This is a genomic window from Roseobacter sp. S87 (assembly GCF_055693285.1).
Map to the genome: position 1 here is coordinate 3,317,770 of NZ_JBVFTR010000004.1, position 17,871 is coordinate 3,335,640.

Annotated in this window: 18 protein-coding genes and 2 pseudogenes; 12 read left to right on the forward strand and 8 right to left on the reverse strand. The window is 56.4% G+C overall.

Annotated elements, in window-relative coordinates; translation table 11 throughout:
- Positions 1 to 55 precede the first annotated feature (55 nt).
- Complete coding sequence (gene hslV / locus ACZ1HA_RS17250; RefSeq protein ID WP_472714769.1) at positions 56 to 613, forward strand: ATP-dependent protease subunit HslV; 558 nt, start codon at positions 56 to 58, stop codon at positions 611 to 613.
- Positions 610 to 1,671: a hypothetical protein gene (locus tag ACZ1HA_RS17255; RefSeq protein ID WP_472714770.1), complete on the forward strand. Its 1,062-nt coding sequence runs from the start codon at positions 610 to 612 to the stop codon at positions 1,669 to 1,671. The genes hslV and ACZ1HA_RS17255 overlap by 4 nt, the downstream gene beginning before the upstream one ends.
- Positions 1,672 to 1,699: 28 nt before the next feature.
- Here ACZ1HA_RS17255 and ACZ1HA_RS17260 read toward each other — a convergent pair whose 3' ends face one another.
- A complete protein-coding gene (locus tag ACZ1HA_RS17260; protein WP_375229448.1) occupies positions 1,700 to 2,083 on the reverse strand; it encodes a DM13 domain-containing protein in 384 nt (127 codons plus the stop codon).
- A gap of 164 nt (positions 2,084 to 2,247) precedes the next feature.
- Between ACZ1HA_RS17260 and hslU the strand changes: the two genes are divergently transcribed.
- Complete coding sequence (hslU, locus tag ACZ1HA_RS17265) at positions 2,248 to 3,558, forward strand: ATP-dependent protease ATPase subunit HslU (protein ID WP_472714771.1); 1,311 nt, start codon at positions 2,248 to 2,250, stop codon at positions 3,556 to 3,558.
- A 38-nt stretch (positions 3,559 to 3,596) separates the two neighbouring features.
- Entirely contained in the window at positions 3,597 to 4,826 is a 1,230-nt protein-coding gene (locus tag ACZ1HA_RS17270) for an MFS transporter (protein ID WP_472714772.1), read from the forward strand.
- Here ACZ1HA_RS17270 and ACZ1HA_RS17275 read toward each other — a convergent pair.
- From ACZ1HA_RS17275 to ACZ1HA_RS17285, 3 genes are read right to left on the reverse strand one after another with little or no spacing between them, the layout of a single operon-like run.
- Entirely contained in the window at positions 4,810 to 5,403 is a 594-nt protein-coding gene (locus ACZ1HA_RS17275; RefSeq protein WP_472714773.1) for a Smr/MutS family protein, read from the reverse strand. The genes ACZ1HA_RS17270 and ACZ1HA_RS17275 overlap by 17 nt on opposite strands.
- Positions 5,400 to 6,392 (reverse strand): murein transglycosylase A, encoded by a 993-nt coding sequence (gene mltA, locus ACZ1HA_RS17280; RefSeq protein ID WP_472714774.1) that lies wholly within the window; start codon positions 6,390 to 6,392, stop codon positions 5,400 to 5,402. Before mltA ends, ACZ1HA_RS17275 begins: the two co-directional genes overlap by 4 nt.
- A gap of 38 nt (positions 6,393 to 6,430) precedes the next feature.
- Positions 6,431 to 7,093, reverse strand: coding sequence for a Tim44/TimA family putative adaptor protein (locus ACZ1HA_RS17285; RefSeq protein ID WP_375229443.1), 663 nt, complete (start codon positions 7,091 to 7,093; stop codon positions 6,431 to 6,433).
- 104 nt (positions 7,094 to 7,197) lie between these two features.
- Between ACZ1HA_RS17285 and ACZ1HA_RS17290 the strand changes: the two genes are divergently transcribed.
- Positions 7,198 to 7,704, forward strand: a complete 507-nt coding sequence (locus ACZ1HA_RS17290; RefSeq protein ID WP_472714775.1) for an FxsA family protein — start codon at positions 7,198 to 7,200, stop codon at positions 7,702 to 7,704.
- Positions 7,705 to 7,762: 58 nt separating this feature from the next.
- Positions 7,763 to 8,270 (forward strand): annotated as a pseudogene (gene secB / locus ACZ1HA_RS17295) (protein-export chaperone SecB).
- A gap of 1 nt (position 8,271) precedes the next feature.
- On the opposite strand, the gene dnaQ reads toward secB, so the two are convergent.
- From dnaQ to ACZ1HA_RS17315, 4 genes and pseudogenes are all read right to left on the reverse strand, one after another.
- A complete protein-coding gene (gene dnaQ, locus ACZ1HA_RS17300; protein ID WP_472714776.1) occupies positions 8,272 to 8,958 on the reverse strand; it encodes a DNA polymerase III subunit epsilon in 687 nt (228 codons plus the stop codon).
- Positions 8,951 to 9,544 carry a dephospho-CoA kinase gene (gene coaE, locus ACZ1HA_RS17305; protein ID WP_472714777.1) on the reverse strand — a complete coding sequence of 198 codons (594 nt, stop codon included), beginning with the start codon at positions 9,542 to 9,544 and terminating at the stop codon, positions 8,951 to 8,953. Before coaE ends, dnaQ begins: the two co-directional genes overlap by 8 nt.
- Positions 9,541 to 10,373 (reverse strand): annotated as a pseudogene (locus tag ACZ1HA_RS17310) (shikimate dehydrogenase). Before ACZ1HA_RS17310 ends, coaE begins: the two are co-directional and overlap by 4 nt.
- Complete coding sequence (locus ACZ1HA_RS17315) at positions 10,370 to 10,969, reverse strand: Maf family protein (RefSeq protein ID WP_472714778.1); 600 nt, start codon at positions 10,967 to 10,969, stop codon at positions 10,370 to 10,372. The pseudogene ACZ1HA_RS17310 and the gene ACZ1HA_RS17315 overlap by 4 nt, the downstream one beginning before the upstream one ends.
- Positions 10,970 to 11,369: 400 nt before the next feature.
- On the opposite strand from ACZ1HA_RS17315, the gene hemJ reads away from it, so the two are divergent.
- From hemJ to ACZ1HA_RS17345, 6 genes are all read left to right on the forward strand, one after another.
- A complete protein-coding gene (gene hemJ, locus ACZ1HA_RS17320; protein ID WP_472714779.1) occupies positions 11,370 to 11,819 on the forward strand; it encodes a protoporphyrinogen oxidase HemJ in 450 nt (149 codons plus the stop codon).
- Between the two features lie 127 nt (positions 11,820 to 11,946).
- Positions 11,947 to 13,254: a transcription termination factor Rho gene (gene rho / locus ACZ1HA_RS17325; RefSeq protein WP_436398389.1), complete on the forward strand. Its 1,308-nt coding sequence runs from the start codon at positions 11,947 to 11,949 to the stop codon at positions 13,252 to 13,254.
- A gap of 30 nt (positions 13,255 to 13,284) precedes the next feature.
- On the forward strand, positions 13,285 to 14,571 hold the full coding sequence (gene mnmE, locus ACZ1HA_RS17330; protein ID WP_472714780.1) for a tRNA uridine-5-carboxymethylaminomethyl(34) synthesis GTPase MnmE: 1,287 nt from the start codon (positions 13,285 to 13,287) through the stop codon (positions 14,569 to 14,571).
- A gap of 4 nt (positions 14,572 to 14,575) precedes the next feature.
- On the forward strand, positions 14,576 to 16,447 hold the full coding sequence (gene mnmG, locus ACZ1HA_RS17335) for a tRNA uridine-5-carboxymethylaminomethyl(34) synthesis enzyme MnmG (RefSeq protein ID WP_472714781.1): 1,872 nt from the start codon (positions 14,576 to 14,578) through the stop codon (positions 16,445 to 16,447).
- Positions 16,444 to 17,058, forward strand: a complete 615-nt coding sequence (rsmG, locus tag ACZ1HA_RS17340; RefSeq protein ID WP_472714782.1) for a 16S rRNA (guanine(527)-N(7))-methyltransferase RsmG — start codon at positions 16,444 to 16,446, stop codon at positions 17,056 to 17,058. The genes mnmG and rsmG overlap by 4 nt, the downstream gene beginning before the upstream one ends.
- Positions 17,051 to 17,860, forward strand: a complete 810-nt coding sequence (locus ACZ1HA_RS17345; RefSeq protein ID WP_472714783.1) for a ParA family protein — start codon at positions 17,051 to 17,053, stop codon at positions 17,858 to 17,860. The genes rsmG and ACZ1HA_RS17345 overlap by 8 nt, the downstream gene beginning before the upstream one ends.
- Positions 17,861 to 17,871: the final 11 nt, after the last annotated feature.

The window sequence follows — 17,871 nt, forward strand, 5'->3', positions numbered from 1 at the left end:
TACCGCTGTCCCGCCCGCGCCATATAGTCGGGCAGGACGACAACAGGAGACGAGAATGGCGCGCGAAGAATTTCCCGGCTGGCATGGCACCACAATCATCGGCGTCAAAAAGGGCGGCGAAGTGGTCATCGCGGGCGACGGGCAGGTCTCTCTGGGCCAGACGGTCATCAAAGGGTCTGCGCGCAAGGTCCGCCGTCTCAGTCCGGGCGGTTACGATGTGGTCTGCGGATTTGCCGGATCAACGGCCGACGCCTTCACGCTGCTGGAACGGCTGGAAGCCAAACTCGAAGCAACGCCGGGTCAGCTGGCCCGCGCAAGCGTCGAGCTGGCCAAAGACTGGCGCACGGACAAATACCTTCAGAAACTCGAAGCGATGCTGATCGTCTCGGATGGGTCCGACATTTTTGTCATCACCGGTGCCGGCGACGTTCTGGAGCCGGAGCATGACGTAACCGCCATCGGATCCGGCGGGAATTACGCCCTGGCCGCCGCGCGGGGCATGATGGACAGTGACCGGGACGCCGAAGCTATCGCGCGGGACGCCATGGCGATTGCCTCAGACATCTGCGTTTACACAAATGGCAACCTGACGGTCGAAAAGATCAGCTCATGATCAACAAGGATGATCTGCGCGCTTCGGTCGGTGCGGGGATCCTGACCGAAGCTCAGGCGGCGTCTCTCCAGGCGCTGGCCGACAGCCGCCGCGGCGCTCGCGAGAACCTGGACCCGGGTGATGAACCCTTCGAGCTCTTTAAGGGGTTCAACGAAATTTTCATCGTTGTGGGTCTGGCCATTCTGACCAGTGGCTGGATCGGTGTGGTCACCTTTATGACAATCGACAACGGCAATATCCGCAACGGGCTGATCATTGCCGGGCTGCTTGGCGCCGGGATCATCTGGCTGTTGTCGGAGTATTTCATCCGCAGGCGCCGGATGGTCGCGCCCGCCATCGCACTGTCGCTGATGTTTGCGGGCAACGCCGGATTTGGGTTCGCCGGGGGTCTGGCCGAGATTTTCATGGTCGCGCGCGGCGATAACAGTTCACTGGCGCTGCCATTCATCCTGGCCACGTTTGCCATGGTGTTCTACTGGTTCCGGTTCCGTGTGCCCTTTGCTCTCGCGATTATCGCGGTCATGGCCTTTGGCGTCTCCATCCTGATTGCAGGGAACAGCAACGGCGCACCCAATGACACGCGTGATCTGTTTTTGTTGTCAGCGGATGGGCCTTTTGCCCTGATCACCCTCGGCATAGGCGTGATCGTATTTGCCATCGCGATGATGTTCGATATGTCCGATCCACACCGTGTAACGCGCCGTGCGGCCAATGGTTTTTGGCTGCATGTGGTGGCGGCCCCCGCGCTGGTGAATACTCTGGCGCTCAGCCTTCTGGACACGGGCAGCAGCTGGTCAAACACCATGCTGATCGCGGTGATGGCACTTTTTGCTCTGGTGGCGATAATCATCGACCGGCGGTCGTTCCTGATCGCAGCGATCAGCTACATCGTGGTGCTGTCATCAACAGTTTTCGACGGCGAGGGGGCGGTGTTCACCGTTCTGATGCTGGGCGCTTTCCTTGTGTTTCTGGGCGCTCGCTGGGAAAACATCCGCGCGAAGCTGTTGCGGGCGCTTCCGGGGTTTGTGCCAAAGCACCGGCTGCCGCCCAGCGTCTGAGGGCGGCAGACAGATCAGATCAGGCTGATCAGAACGAAGCCACGGCCAGCGGCACGTTGAACTTCTCGCACCAGATCCAGACTTCGTTGTAGTCGTCGGGGTTGATCCCTGCCGGCACTTCGTAGGAAGACGCGCCTTTGTTGGATTTCAGCAGACCCATGAGCGTGTCGCTGTCATAGCCGTTTTTGCCCAGCGCAATCTTGGGATCAGGCGCACCGGCGAATTCAAAGTCATCAAGGAGGTTGATGACATAACCGTCGCCTTTTTTCGCAATCTCGGCACGTCCCGATACAGCGTAGCTGTTTTTCTTTTTGAACGCGGCGACGCGGCCGTGGCCGCCGGCAATGGCTGGTGTGGTGATGGCAGCGGCCCCTGCAACAAGGGTCATTTTCAGAAATGAGCGGCGGTCCATGGGAATCTCCTTTGCGTGGAACGTGAAAGAAACATACGGAACTGACCGGTCTAAAAAAGACGCCTCTCTGTGTCGTGATCAATCCGGATCATTTCGTGTTCCTGGTTGCGTTTCCGGCCCTGATCCTTACATCCGTTGTAACAAACAGACCTCAGGACACCGCTTTGACCGACCTTACCCCCCAGCAGATTGTTTCAGAACTCGACCGTTTCATCATCGGGCAGAAGGATGCCAAACGCGCTGTTGCCGTTGCCCTGCGGAATCGCTGGCGGCGCAAGCAGCTGACCGATGATCTGCGGGATGAGGTTTATCCCAAGAACATCCTGATGATCGGGCCAACGGGGGTTGGCAAAACGGAGATCAGCCGCAGGCTGGCCAAACTGGCCCGCGCGCCGTTTCTCAAGGTAGAAGCCACAAAGTTCACCGAAGTCGGATATGTCGGCCGTGACGTGGAACAGATCATCCGTGATCTGGTGGACAGTGCCATCAGCATGGTGCGTGACCACATGCGTGACGATGTAAAGGCCAGCGCCCGCCAGGCCGCCGAAGACCGCGTGATCGAAGCCATCGCGGGGACAGACGCCCGCGAAAGCACGCGGGAAATGTTCCGCAAAAAACTGAAAGCGGGTGAGCTGGACGATACGGAGATTGAGTTGGATTTGGCGGACAACTCCAACCCTTTTGGCGGGATGATGGATATTCCGGGTCAGCCGAACATGGGCGGCGGCATGATGAATATCGGCGATCTTTTCGGCAAAGCGCTCGGCGGCAGGACCACCCGCAAAAAGATGACTGTCGCACAGAGTTACGAAGTGCTGATCGGCGAAGAGGCCGACAAGCTCCTTGATGATGAAACGGTCACGCGCGCCGCCATTGAGGCTGTCGAGGAAAACGGCATCGTATTTCTGGATGAGATCGACAAAGTCTGTGCCCGGTCGGACGCGCGCGGTGGTGATGTCAGCCGGGAAGGGGTCCAGCGTGATCTGCTGCCTCTGATCGAAGGCACAACCGTCAGCACAAAACATGGCCCCGTCAAAACAGATCATGTCCTGTTCATTGCATCTGGCGCCTTTCATATCGCGAAACCTTCGGACCTGTTGCCGGAACTTCAGGGGCGTCTGCCGATCCGCGTCGAGTTGCGCGCTCTGACCGAAGAGGATTTTGTGCGCATTCTGACGGAAACAGACAACGCGCTGACCCTGCAGTACACCGCTCTGATGGGCACGGAATCTGTAAATGTATCCTTTGAGCCTGACGGGATTGCAGCGCTCGCAAAGATTGCCGCGGATGTGAACCAGTCGGTCGAGAATATTGGCGCGCGGCGTCTCTACACCGTGATGGAACGCGTTTTTGAGGAGCTGTCTTTCTCCGCGCCGGACCGGGCAGGCGAAGAAATCGTCGTGAACGCAGCCTTCGTCGAGGAAAACCTGGGCGAACTGACGAAGTCCACCGACATCAGCCGCTACGTGCTTTAACGCTTCCAATTTTCCCGGATGCCTGCGACAGGTGATCCATGGGATACCTGCGCTTTCTGATCGATAACCGGCTGTTTCTGCTGGCAGGCTTCCTGCTGTGCTTTACGTCGTCGTTCGGTCAGACCTATTTCATTTCGCTCTTCGCAGGACAGATCAAGGAGGCCTTTGTTCTGACCGACGGGCAGTGGGGCGGGATCTACACGATCGGTACAACCCTGTCCGCTGTCACTATGATCTGGGCCGGAGCACTCACGGACCGGTTCCGGGTACGCGGGCTGTCATTCTGGGTCATGGTTCTGCTGACATTTGCCTGCATCGCGATGGCCACTGTGCAATCGGCCGTCTTACTGGTGTTCGTCGTCTACGCACTGCGGCTGATGGGTCAGGGGATGATGTCGCAGCTGGGTGCGGTTGCCATGTCGCGCTGGTTCACCGCTACACGCGGACGCGCCATTTCGCTGGCGTCCATGGGGTTTGCGGCAGGACAGGCCATTCTGCCCATTATCTTTGTGGGTCTGATGGTGACCATCGACTGGCGCTGGCTCTGGGGTCTTGCTGCTGTCTGTGTGCTGCTGGCCATTCCTGTGATGCAGGTCTTACTGCGCCAGGAAAGAACGCCACAATCCATGGCAGACGACACACAAAGCCTTGGGATGATGGACAGGCACTGGACACGGACAGACCTGCTGCGCCATCCGCTTTTCTATTTTCTCGTGCCGCTGGTGCTGGGGCCATCCGCCTGGGGAACCGCGTTGTTTTTCCAGCAGGTTCACCTGACCGAGGTGAAAGGCTGGAACCTTACCTCCTATGTGGCCCTGATGCCGGCTTATACGCTGGCAGTAATTGGCTTTACCTTCATCACCGGGTGGGCCGTTGACCGGTTCGGCGTGAAATGGGTGGTCCCGTTCCAGATGGTCCCTTTTGGTGTCGGCTTTCTGATACTGGCCGGCGCAGATACGATTTCCGGTGCCGGTGTCGGGCTGGTGATATTTGGTATCGGGCAGGGCATGCAGGGTACCGCCACCACAGCCTTCTGGGCGGTATTTTACGGAACCCGGCATCTGGGCGCGATCAAAGCAGCCGCAACAGCACTGATGGTGTTTGGCTCAGCCATCGGTCCGGGCATCACCGGCCTGTTCATTGACTGGGGGATCAGTTTTCCGGACCAGATGGTCCCGATTTCGTTTTTCTACTTCGGGGGTGCGGTCCTGGCCGGGCTCGGTATTCTAAGATACCAGCGTGATCTGCCCCTCAGCGCATCCGCCTGAGATAAACATAATAGGCACCACCACCGCCGTGACTGATATGTGCTTCTGACACCTGCAGAACCATCATTGCCAGCGGTGGCGCGGACAACCATTGCGGCACCTGATGCCGCAACACCCCGAACCTTACCGGGATCGGCCCGCCGTCATCGCGGTGTTTTCCCTTGCCCGTGATCACCAGAACAAGACGCTTTCCCGATCCATGCGATGCCAAAATAAAACGGCTGAGCGCTGTATGCGCGCGATCCAGTGTCATACCGTGCAGGTCAATACGGCCTTCGGGTTTCAGTTTGCCGCGCGACATGCGGGAAAAGGTTTTCTGGTCCATCTGAACCGGAGATTTACGGATTCTCTCCGGCAGCGAAGGTGCCAAGTCATAGCTGACCTGGCGGGCAGGCGGTTTGGGTGGCTGATCCGGTCGTACCGTTCGGGTGGGTGTCAGAGCCGAGACCGGTGCTGGTTTCGGCGCGGGTGTAAAAGCCTCGGGATCGAAGGTTTCCTGTTTGCCCAGAGGCTCGGTTCTTTCCGTGACTTTTTTCCAGAGCGCGATTTCGTCAGGGCCGAGTTTCCGGCGGCTCACAACCCGCTCTCCGGTGCCATAGCCCAGGCACGCTGAATGGGCAGCAGGACCAGCATCCGGCCGGGGTCTTTCAGTTGCCCCGCCGCACGACCCGCCGCATCACCGGTGCCAAAAAAGACGTCTGCCCGCTGCGCGCCCTTGATCGCTGATCCCGTATCCTGGGCAATCATCAGGCGGCGCATCGGACCGGCGCCGTCTTTTTCAATCCAGACCGGCGCGCCCAGCGGAATAAACGCAGGGTCAACCGCAACAGACCGCAACGGTGTCACGGACCGGTTCATCGCACCAAGTGGTCCCTTATCAGCGGGAACACGGCTGACTTCACGGAAGAAAACATAAGACGGATTGTGGAAAAGAAGCTCTTTGCCCGCCGCTGGGTTTTTGCGTACCCAGTTCCGGATGACTGTCGCACTGACCTGATGTGGCTGGAACACGCCGCGCCGCACGAGTTCCGCACCTATAGATCTGTAAGGATGACCGTTCGCACCACCATAGCCCACTCGGACCTTACCCCCATCCGGTAAAGTGATCCGGCCTGATCCCTGGATCTGCAGAAAGAACAGTTCCACCGGATCGTCCACCCAGGCAATTTCCAACCCGCGCCCCGCGAGCTTGTCTGTCTCCAGAAGTTCGCGGCGCGAATACCACTGGTCTACGTCGCGCGCTTCGGGCGGCATTGCGTACACCGGATAGCGGTATGTCCCGGTCGGATACCGGGACCCGCTGAGCTCGGGTTCAAAATAACCGGTGAACAGACCATCGTCCCCATCGGTGATCAGCACGGGACGGAACAGAAGTTCAAAGAAATGGCGCGGATCGGGGTTGCTGGTCGCAAACGCGCAAACAGCTCTCCAGTCGGGATCGTCCATATCACCGCAGGTGGAGCGAAAAACCTCGAAGGCCGCGGCATGATCGTCCGCGGCCCAGCCATCAAGATCATCAAAGGTCAGAACTTCGGCGTGCACGTCGTGTGAAAGGGGATCAGCCAAAGCAGCCGCCCCTAACCAGATTGCCGCCGCTGCCGACGTCAGGCGTCTGTGGATACGAGCTGCCAATTCGGATCATCCGAGCCCATCGACCTGGCAAAGGACCAGGTGTCTTTCTGCCGCTTCACTTCTGTGGTGCTGCCTTCGACGATCTCGCCTTCGCTGTTGCGTACGGCAGATGTCAGCTCACCGATAAAGCGGATGGTCAGCTCAGCCTCGTTCGTGTCAGGATCAAGGGTGGCATCCATCAGTTTGAGCTCGCGCACACCGATGAAGTTCGCCTCGATGGTCAGACCCTGGTCTTCCCGTGCGGCAACACCTTCCACGAAGGATTCATAGATCTCTTCGGCAATGAAAGGCTGGATATCGTCAAGATCGCCGTTTTCGTACCCCATGACGATCATCTCATAAGCGCCGCGCGCGCCGCCGAGGAATTCCGTGACACTGAAAGAAGGCTCCAAGCGTTTCATATCAGCAAGCGCTTTTGCAGCATCGCTGTCTTCATCCACGTGATCTGTGATATCCAGATCAGGACCGCCTTCAATCACCTCAAAGTCATGGGCGCGTTCGCTGCGGCCCTGGGCAGGCGCCTGCGCCGGCGGCTGCTCAAACCCTTCGCGTGTTCCCAGCACGCTTTTCAGTCGCAAAATCAGAAAAACAGCGATGCCGGCCAGAACCAGAAGCTGTATCAGGGGCGAATTCATAGGAACCTCATGCGGGGAACGTGTGGAAACAGTTATACAGAGCACTTATGTAGGTGCGGGACACGGTCAAGTCCACCGTCGGACCCCCGAAAGGAAGGATCAATATGTGGTTGTTTGTCGCCTTTCTGGCTGTACCGCTGATTGAGATCACGCTTTTTATCCAGATTGGCGGTGCAATAGGCCTTGGCTGGACGCTGGTCACAGTCGTTCTGACTGCGATTCTGGGAACATTTCTGGTGCGTAACCAGGGCGCGCTCGCGATGTCACAGTTGCGTGCGTCTTTCTCAGAAATGCAGGACCCCACCGAGCCACTGGTGCATGGCGCGATGATCCTGTTTTCCGGCGCGTTGCTTCTGACGCCCGGGTTTTTCACCGACGCGATCGGTTTTTTGCTGCTGATCCCCGGGTTCAGGACATCGGTGTTTCATGCAGTGCGCAAACGGATCAACGTGCAGACGTTCAGTGCGGGAACGGATCCGGGCGCGGGACACCCGGGCAGACACCCAGACCGCAACCCGCCGGGTGCCGGGGATATCATTGACGGCGAGTATTCCGAAGTACCAACGGACGCCGAAAAGATCCGTAAACCGTCCGGCTGGACGGACCATTGAGATCATAAACCCAAGCTGTTAAGCGTGCCCTGATTTTTTATTCGCTCAGGAGTACCCAATGGCAGACGAAGAAGCGCAGGCTCAACCGAACGGACAACAGCCCCAGGCACAGGCACCGCAGATGCGCGTGCTTGGTCAGTACATCCGGGACATGTCCTTTGAGAACATCATGGCGCAGAAAGGTGCTCCGGCAGACACCACGCCGGATGTGCAGGTGCAGGTCAACCTGGATGGTAAAAAGCGCGGTGCGGAAAACCAGTACGAGATCCGTAATCAAACTGAACATCACGTCCAAAGCCAAAGAAGGCGACACAACGCTCTTTGTCCTGGAGATCGAATACGCCGGTATTTTCCATATCGAGAATGTGCCCGAAGACCAGCTGCACCCGTTCCTGCTGATCGAATGCCCGCGCATGATCTTCCCGTTCCTGCGGCGGATCGTCAGTGACATCACGCGTGACGGTGGCTTCCCGCCGCTGAACCTGGAAAACATCGACTTCCTGTCCCTCTACCGCAACGAACTGGCGCGGCGTCAGGCAGCGGAAACTGTGAAAGCTGACGCGTAAGTCAGGTTTTTGACCACAAAGCGTCGTCGCCCAGCTTTGCCACAAATTCGGCATGGGCGGCGGCTTCCGCTTCAGTCAGGCGCGACGGGAGCGGTTTTGGCCGGGGCCGGGGCGTCCATTCTGGCCCGGCGTCTCCCGCAGAAGCCCGGGTTGCCGTCGACAATGCGAAGTCCGGCTGCCGGCCGCCGATCAGTTCCAGATACACTTCCGCCAGAATTTCACTGTCCAGCAAAGCGCCGTGCAGTGTCCGTGACGAGTTGTCGATACCGAACCTGCGGCACAGCGCATCCAGCGAAGCAGGCGAGCCCGGAAACCGCTTGCGCGCAATGGCCAGCGTATCAATAGCCTGTTCCCAGGGGATCTGAGGCAGGTTCATCCATTTCAGTTCAGCATTGAGGAACTTGATGTCGAAGGCTGCGTTGTGGATGACCAGCTTCGCATCGCCGATGAAATCAAGGAAGGCCTGACCAATCTCTGCAAACTTCGGCTTGTCGCGCAGAAATTCATCCCCCAGTCCGTGCACCTGAAACGCCTCTTCGGGCATTTCGCGTTCCGGATTGATATATTGATGGTAGGTCCGGCCCGTCGCCATATGACCCATCAGCTCAACCGCACCGATTTCAACGATCCGGTCTCCGGTCTCCGGATCAAACCCTGTTGTTTCGGTGTCGAGCACGACCTCACGCATGATCGGATGCCTTTCTGATCTGACTGACAATATTCTGCACCTGTGCGCGTGCGTGTTCAATCGTATCTGTGGTCACTACGTAATCTGACTTTGCTCTTTTGTCGGCTGCGGGCATCTGTTTTGCCCGGATCGCCAGAAACTGATCACGGGTCATCGTTCCCCGCGCCAGAACCCTGTTCTCCTGCTCTTCGTCTGAAACAGAAACACATACGATGGTGTCGGCAACACCTTCCCCACCAGTTTCGAACAGCAGCGGAATATCGAGAACGACGATGTCAGCCCCGGTATTTTCGAGGAAAGACTGTCGGTCCGAAGCGACCAGCGGATGAACGATGGCCTCGATTTTTGCAAGTGCCGCGGGATCTTCGGAGATGATGTCCCGCAGTTTTTCACGTGAAACGGCTCCATCGATGACCGCGCCTGGAAAGAGTTCTGACATGGGGCCGACAGCCGCACCCGTTTGGCCATACAGACGGTGGACAGCGGCATCTGCGTCCCAGATTTCACACCCCTCGTCTGCGAACATCCGTGCGGTTGTTGTTTTTCCCATGCCGATTGAACCGGTGAGCGCGATGACGTGGGTCATCCGAGAACAGCATTCCGAAGGTCCTGGTCAACGACCGGATCTTTTCCGAACCATCTGGAGAATCCCGGCGCGGCCTGATGCAACAGCATCCCCACACCATCGACCGTACTGCATCCGAGGGCCGCAGTTTTTTTCAGAAGATCGGTTTCGAGCGGCGTGTAAACGAGATCAGTGACAATCGTGCCAGGATCAATACCTCCAATTTCCAGATCAAGCGGCGGTTTTCCGACCATCCCGAGCGATGTGGTGTTCACCAGCAACGCCGCGCCCTGAAGATCAGCGGACGTATCCCCCAGGTAGTGACCACGACCTGATCGCCAAAATCTGCACGCAATTGCTCCGCCCGTGATTTCGTACGGTTGCTCAGCCGGATTTCGGGGACACCGGCATCCAGCAGGGCAACAATAACAGCGCGCGCGGCACCGCCGGCACCAAGAATCACAGCCGGACCAGAAGCAGGTTTCCAGTCAGGCGCTCCCTGCTGAAGATTGGTCAGAAATCCATAACCATCCGTATTGTCGGCTTTGATGCTGCCGTCGGGCAAGAAGGTCAGTGTATTTGCCGCGCCAATCCGTTTTGCGCGGTCAGAAACAGTATCTGCGATCTCAAGCGCCTGTTCTTTATGAGGAATAGTCACATTGACCCCTCTGAAACCCGCCTGCGGCAGAGTGCGCAACACCTGTTCCAGGTTGCCAGGGGAAACGTCCATCGGGATGTAAAACCCCGGGATTTCATATTTTTTCAGCCAGTGGCCGTGTAATTGCGGGGAACGGGAATGCGCAATGGGTGATCCTAGGACGCCCGCCAGCGGTATTTTCTGTGCGCTCATTTCTGTAAATCCCCTCTCAGTGTCAGCCACGACAACAGTTCCAGTAATGGCAGACCGAGGACATTGAAATAGTCTCCTTCGATGCGGGTGAAGAGACGCACACCTTCTTCTTCGAGTTTATAGGCACCAACCGCGTGCCGGATGCTGTCCCAGTTTCGCGCGACGTAATCCTGAATGTAGGCATCTGATGCGTCCCGCATATGCAGGCGGACCTGTCCGACATGGCGCCAGATGGGTTTGCCATTTTCACAGACCACAGCAGCCGACAGCAACATGTGTCGTCCGCTGCGCATCGATCTGAGCTGTTCTTCTGCCTCTTCAGGCGATCGGGGCTTGGACAGTATGACACCGCCATGATCCAGTACCTGATCGCAGCCGAGAACCAGAGCGTCCGGGTGTTTTTCACTGACCTTGCGCGCCTTGAGTTCAGCCAGCGTGTCAGCAACATCGCGTGGGCGGGCTTCCTCTGCGAGCAGGGAATCGCGTACCATTGCTTCATCGATACGTGCCGGAACGATCTGGTGCTTGACCCCGGCTCGGGTCAGCAGTTCCGAGCGGATTTCTGAACCGGAAGCCAGGATGAATGTGGAGGACATGTGGAAAAGCCTGTGTGCAGTGTTAAGGGTATTTTAAGACTTATGAACCGGGCAGAAAAGTCCACGCACGTTTCTTCCCACAGGCGGCCGTTTTCAGTGGTTTGCCAGGATTTTACTACACCCCTGGAAAGGATAAAATGATGGCTGTGTATAACGGTGTTTCCACCCCGATATCCACATCTTTATCCGCGGGAAATGGCGAATTCTGATGTTCATGTATCTGATAAAAAACAGATAAATTCTTTTCCCGGTGATCTGGCTGTTTCTCCGGCTGTTTTTTCCACCTGTTCAGAACCGTCGGTAGAAACCGATAATCCACAGAAAATCGTGACACTACAATATCATCATCCTTTTCTCTTTCTTTATTAATTAATAAGAGATTGTCAGATTGGAGTTCCCGGTGTCAAACATCCTGTTCCTGTACTATCCCTGGATCAAAGCGTTTCACATTATGTCTGTGATCGCATGGATGGCCGGATTGTTCTATCTGCCCAGACTTTTTGTCTATCACGCTGAACAGGTAGGCCAGAGCGGATCGACCCATGAAATGTTTCAGACGATGGAACGACGGTTGCTGCGGGCGATTATGAACCCCGCGATGATCGCGACCTGGATCTTTGGTCTTTGTATGGTGTTCACCCCGGGCATCGTCAGCTGGGATGAAATCTGGCCCTGGACCAAGGCAGGTGGTGTTTTGGGTATGACCTGGTTTCATCACTGGCTTGGCCTGCGCCGCAAGGATTTTCTGCGGAGCGAGAATCGGATGACCGGCCGGCACTACCGGATGATGAACGAAGTACCAACGGTGCTCATGGTGTTGATTGTTCTGTCGGTCGTTGTCCGGTTCTGACGCGATTGACTCAGCGCATCGCTCTCTTTATGTGAAACCTACCACCCCGTCCGGGGATGGCGCAGACCGTACATTCAGAATGACATGCCGCACGAGGGATACCCCGGGTGCGGTGACAGGTGATTTCATGACATCAGAGAACAACGACACACCGGTCCAGGATGGTCCCCTTGAGACGCTGAATCTGGCGGACCTGAAGCGGAAGAGCCCGAAGGATCTACTGGCAATGGCCGAGGACCTGGAAATCGAAAACGCCTCGACCATGCGTAAGGGCGAGATGATGTTCCAGATCCTCCGCGAACGTGCGGACGAGGGTTGGGAAATCTCTGGTGACGGTGTTCTTGAGGTCCTGCAGGATGGATTCGGATTTCTGCGCTCGCCCGAGGCGAACTATCTGCCGGGCCCGGATGACATCTATGTTTCGCCGGAAATGATCCGCAAATATTCTCTGCGGACGGGGGACACCATTGAGGGTGTCATCAAAGCACCTGACGAGAACGAGCGGTACTTTGGCCTTCTGGATGTCACGCAGATCAATTTTGAGGACCCGGAAAAAGCCCGTCACAAGGTTGCTTTCGAAAACCTGACGCCGCTCTACCCGGATGAGCGTCTGACCATGGAAACGGATGATCCGACCGTAAAGGACCGGTCATCCCGCATCATCGATCTGGTCGCGCCGATTGGTAAGGGTCAGCGTTCGCTGATCACAGCGCCTCCGCGCACGGGTAAGACGGTTCTGCTGCAGAATATTGCGGCGTCTATCGAAAAGAACCATCCGGAATGCTACCTGATCGTTCTGCTGATTGACGAACGGCCCGAAGAGGTCACGGACATGCAGCGGTCCGTCAAAGGAGAAGTCATCTCGTCAACCTTTGATGAGCCGGCCACACGGCACGTGGCTGTATCGGAAATGGTGATCGAAAAAGCCAAACGTCTGGTCGAGCACAAACGTGATGTTGTCATCCTGCTCGATTCCATCACGCGTCTGGGTCGTGCATTCAACACCGTGGTACCGTCGTCAGGTAAAGTTCTGACCGGTGGTGTCGATGCGAATGCTCTTCAGCGGCCCAAACGTTTCTTTGGTGCGGCGCGGAATATCGAAGAGGGAGGGTCGCTGACCATCATTGCGACAGCGCTCATCGATACAGGCAGCCGGATGGATGAAGTGATCTTTGAAGAATTCAAAGGCACAGGTAACTCCGAGATTGTTCTGGACCGTAAGGTTGCAGACAAACGTGTCTTCCCGGCGATGGACATTCTCAAATCCGGTACACGGAAAGAGGACCTGCTGGTTGATAAAGTCGACCTTCAGAAGACCTTTGTTCTGCGCCGGATTCTGAACCCGATGGGCACAACAGATGCCATTGAGTTCCTGTTGTCCAAGCTGAAGCAGACCAAGAGCAATTCAGAGTTCTTTGATTCAATGAATACGTAACTTATTGTTTTAAAACAGTGGGTTAGTACTATGGATACGATATTTGCCCAGGCAACAGCTTCGGGCCGGGCCGGGGTTTCTGTTATCAGGATTTCCGGGCCCGTCGCGTGGCATGCCGCTGGTGTTCTGGCAGGCGATTTACCTGCGGCACGACAGGCCGGCCTGCGCAGGTTGAAAGACGAGCGCGGTACGCTTCTCGATGAAGCGCTGGTTCTGACATTCAAAAGTCCGGAGAGTTTTACCGGAGAGGATATTGTCGAGTTTCATACCCACGGAAGTACAGCGGTTGTCCAGGCGGTGTTGCGGGCCCTTTCAGCGGCAGATGGTTTGCGTCTGGCGGAACCCGGAGAATTCACGCGCCAGGCCATGGAAAACGGACGCTTGGATCTGGCTCAGGTCGAAGGGCTGGCGGATCTGATTGATTCCGAAACAGAAGCCCAGAGGCGGCAGGCTCTTCGTGTATTGAGCGGAGCTCTTGGGGACAAGGTAGATGCGTGGCGATCCAGTCTGATCCGGGCCGCATCCCTTCTTGAAGCTACCATCGACTTCGCCGACGAAGAAGTGCCGGTTGATGTAACGCCTGAGGTGTCGTTGCTGCTGCAGGATGTCCAGGAAGAGCTTGAGGCAGAAATCTCCGGGTCCTATGTTGCCGAGCGGATCAGGACAGGGTTTGAAGTTGCGATTGTCGGACCGCCGAATGCAGGTAAATCAACACTCCTGAACCGTCTGGCCGGGCGCGACGCCGCAATCACGTCAGAAATCGCAGGAACCACGCGCGATGTCATTGAAGTGCGGATGGATCTGAATGGTCTTCCGGTCACTTTTCTGGACACAGCGGGATTGCGGGACAGTGAGGATGTTGTTGAATCTATTGGAATTGAACGGGCAGTGCAGCGGGCGGCGCAGGCCGATCTGCGGGTTTTTCTTGCGACGTCAGAAGACCAGCTTCCCTTAAAGCCGACAGCGGAGGATATTGTCTTGTCGCCGAAATCCGATCTCTCAGGCGATGAGAAAAACGGTATTTCCGGAGTCACGGGACAGGGTGTAGCGGAGTTGATCGCCCGTATACAAAATACGCTGACTGATCAGAGCGCTTCAGCTGGTCTTGCAACCCATGAACGGCATCGGGCGGCAATGATGAATGCGCAGCGGAATCTGCAGGAAGTGTCTCAGGTACTTTCGCTGGGGGCAGGCAGCTATGATATAGCGGCAGAAGAACTGAGATCGGCGATTCGAGCATTGGAAACACTGGTCGGACGCATAGATGTAGAAAACCTGCTCGACGAGATTTTTGCGAGCTTCTGCCTCGGCAAGTGATGGAGTGTTTCACGTGAAACAATTCGATGTTCTGGTGATTGGCGGTGGGCACGCAGGCGCGGAAGCAGCACATGCCGCAGCGCGTGTCGGTGCCGCGACGGCGCTGGTAACCATGTCGGAAGCGGGAATTGGGGTTATGTCCTGCAATCCGGCTATTGGCGGACTGGGTAAAGGCCATCTGGTGCGCGAAATCGATGCACTTGACGGGGTCATGGGACGTGTTGCGGATAAGGCCGGTATTCAGTTCAGGTTACTTAACCGGCGCAAAGGACCGGCGGTGCAGGGTCCACGGGCGCAGTCAGATCGCGAAATTTACCAGCGGGAGATGCTCAGGGAAACAAAGTCCCGGCAAAATCTCGATATCATCGTTGGCGAGGTCACCGATTTTCAGATGTCCGGGGATCGGGTGATTGGTGTCCTGCTTCAGGATGGATCAGAAATTGCAGCAAAGTCAGTTGTTTTGACAACAGGTACTTTCCTGCGTGGCGTGATTCACATCGGTGACGTTTCCCGGTCCGGCGGGCGTATGGGGGATAAAGCGTCGGTTCGGTTGGCAGAGCGGATAGATTCTTTTGGTTTGCCACTGGGGCGCCTGAAAACAGGAACGCCACCAAGACTTGATGGAAATTCGATCCGCTGGGATGCCCTTGAAGAGCAACCTGGGGATGATGACCCGACGCTTTTCTCTTTTCTTTCCAAGGGGGTGTTCGCACGTCAGGTTTCCTGTGGCATCACCCACACGAACGAAAAAACGCACGATATCATTCGGAAAAACCTCGAAAGGTCTGCGATGTATGGTGGGCACATAGATGGAATTGGCCCGCGGTATTGTCCGTCTATCGAGGATAAGATCGTCAGATTTGCGGACAAGACATCTCATCAGATTTTCCTCGAACCAGAAGGTCTCACGACAAACACGGTGTATCCCAACGGGATTTCGACATCTCTGCCCGAAGAGGTACAGGCGGATTATGTGCATTCGATCTTCGGTCTGGAAGAGGCCGTTATTCTTCAGCCGGGTTATGCCATCGAATATGACTATGTCGATCCGCGTGCGCTGGACGGGAAACTGGCACTCCGAGATATTGCAGGACTATATCTTGCGGGTCAGATAAATGGGACCACAGGATATGAGGAAGCTGCCGCGCAGGGGCTCGTCGCAGGGCTCAATGCCGCTCATTCTGCACTTGGCCGGGATCCGGTCAGCTTTTCGCGCTCAGAGAGCTACATCGGCGTGATGGTAGACGACCTCACAACGCGGGGCGTGACTGAACCTTATCGTATGTTCACTTCCCGTGCTGAATTCCGGCTTTCGCTGCGCGCTGATAATGCTGATCAACGCCTTACACCCAAGGGATTGAGTATCGAATGCGTGGGGGATGAGCGCCGGAAAGCTTTTGAGGACAAGTGGGAACAGCTGGAGCGCGCACGGGGCATACTGACAGACCGCGTTTTCACGCCATCTCAGGCCGCGGAGACAGGCATCAGAGTGAATCAGGATGGATCGCGTCGCACAGCGATGCAACTGCTCGCGTTTCCGGATGTGGATTTCGGTGTTATTTCCGGTCTGGATGAGCGATTTGACCAGATTGATGCGGAAACAAGGCTGCAGATGGAACGTGAGGCGCTTTATGCCAGCTATATTCAGCGCCAGCAGAAAGATATAGAGCTCCTTCGTAAGGACGAAGCGCAGAAAATCCCTGCCGAATTCGACTATGAAGAGTTGGAAGGTCTTTCCCGCGAGTTGCAGATCAAGCTTTCTTCAGCACGACCTGAAACCCTTGCACAGGCTGGGCGGGTGGACGGAATGACACCTGCAGCGCTGACACTGATCCTTGCGCGGTTGCGGCAGGACAAAAAACGTAAATCTGCATGACCGGGGAAGCATCTGTACCGTTCGATGTTTCACGTGAAACAATTGAGCGGCTCACCGCGTTTCATGATCTTGTTCTAAAATGGAACCCAAGGATCAACCTGATATCTAAATCCAGTGTTCCACTGCTTTGGGAGCGCCACATATGGGATTCGGCGCAGGTAATTCCGTTGGCGCGGTCAGGAGATATTTGGGTGGATATCGGCAGCGGTGGCGGCTTCCCCGGCTTGGTGGTTGCCATTCTGTCGTTGGAAACAAGTCCGGAGCGCCACATCCGGATGATTGAGAGCGACCAGCGGAAATCAGCTTTTCTGCGTACAGTCATTCGCGAGCTTGGTCTGAACGCGACTGTCGAGGTTGCGAGAATAGAAACAGCTGAACCTGAAAAGGCCGATGTCCTGTCCGCACGCGCGCTTGCTGACCTGAGCGTGTTGCTGGGGTTTGCAGAACGTCATCTGGACCCAGCGGGAACAGCGTTCTTTTTCAAAGGGGAGACCTGGCAGAAAGAGGTTGATGCGGCGCGCGAATCCTGGTCATTTTCGCTGGTATCACATACAAGTATATCCAACCCCGCTGCTGCCGTTCTTGAGATAAAGGAAATCAAGCGTGTCTGATCTGTCGCGTCCTCAGGGTCCCAAAATCATAGCGATAGCAAACCAGAAGGGCGGCGTTGGAAAAACCACCACGACAATCAATCTTGCAGCAGCGCTTGCAGAGGCAGGCTCGCGTGTTCTGGTGATTGATCTTGATCCGCAGGGCAACGCGTCCACCGGTCTTGGTATCGAGGTGGAGGATCGCAAATACACCACATATGACCTTCTTCTGGACGATATACCACTACATGATGTGGTTATGCCGACTGTCACACCTAACCTGATGATCGTTCCGGCGACAGTGGACCTGAGCTCGGCTGACATTGAACTGATGTCTAACGAAAAGCGCAGTTTCCTGTTGCACGATGCGTTACGCCAGACCCCGATGGACGAATTCCAGCTGGATTATATCCTCATCGATTGTCCGCCATCGCTGAACCTGCTGACTGTGAACGCAATGATAGCGGCGCATTCCGTTCTGGTGCCACTGCAGAGTGAGTTCTTTGCGCTGGAAGGTCTGTCACAGCTGATGCTCACTATCCGCGAAGTCCGGCAGTCCGGGAACAAGGATCTGCGGATCGAGGGTATCGTTCTGACTATGTTCGATCAGCGCAACAACCTGTCTGGCGCGGTGGAGCAGGATGCACGGGACAATCTTGGCGAGCTGGTTTTCCGGACGCGTATTCCCCGGAACGTCCGGGTCAGTGAGGCGCCGTCCTATGCGATGCCGGTGCTGACGTACGACACAACGTCCAAAGGGGCGCAGGCATACCGGGCGCTCGCCCGGGAGGTTTTGGATAAGAACAGGGTCAGAGCGGCCTAAAGGGAGCAGGT

Bases quoted from the DNA above. Each gene is read 5' to 3' on its own strand.
- mnmE (WP_472714780.1), top strand. From the start codon at position 13,285: ATGGATACGATATTTGCCCAGGCAACAGCTTCGGGCCGGGCCGGGGTT.
- rsmG (WP_472714782.1), top strand. From the start codon at position 16,444: ATGACCGGGGAAGCATCTGTACCGTTCGATGTTTCACGTGAAACAATT.
- rho (WP_436398389.1), top strand. From the start codon at position 11,947: ATGACATCAGAGAACAACGACACACCGGTCCAGGATGGTCCCCTTGAG.
- dnaQ (WP_472714776.1), bottom strand. From the start codon at position 8,958: ATGCGTGAGGTCGTGCTCGACACCGAAACAACAGGGTTTGATCCGGAG.
- ACZ1HA_RS17285 (WP_375229443.1), bottom strand. From the start codon at position 7,093: ATGAATTCGCCCCTGATACAGCTTCTGGTTCTGGCCGGCATCGCTGTT.
- hslV (WP_472714769.1), top strand. From the start codon at position 56: ATGGCGCGCGAAGAATTTCCCGGCTGGCATGGCACCACAATCATCGGC.
- ACZ1HA_RS17290 (WP_472714775.1), top strand. From the start codon at position 7,198: ATGTGGTTGTTTGTCGCCTTTCTGGCTGTACCGCTGATTGAGATCACG.
- ACZ1HA_RS17315 (WP_472714778.1), bottom strand. From the start codon at position 10,969: ATGTCCTCCACATTCATCCTGGCTTCCGGTTCAGAAATCCGCTCGGAA.
- ACZ1HA_RS17260 (WP_375229448.1), bottom strand. From the start codon at position 2,083: ATGGACCGCCGCTCATTTCTGAAAATGACCCTTGTTGCAGGGGCCGCT.
- ACZ1HA_RS17270 (WP_472714772.1), top strand. From the start codon at position 3,597: ATGGGATACCTGCGCTTTCTGATCGATAACCGGCTGTTTCTGCTGGCA.
- ACZ1HA_RS17255 (WP_472714770.1), top strand. From the start codon at position 610: ATGATCAACAAGGATGATCTGCGCGCTTCGGTCGGTGCGGGGATCCTG.
- coaE (WP_472714777.1), bottom strand. From the start codon at position 9,544: ATGACCCACGTCATCGCGCTCACCGGTTCAATCGGCATGGGAAAAACA.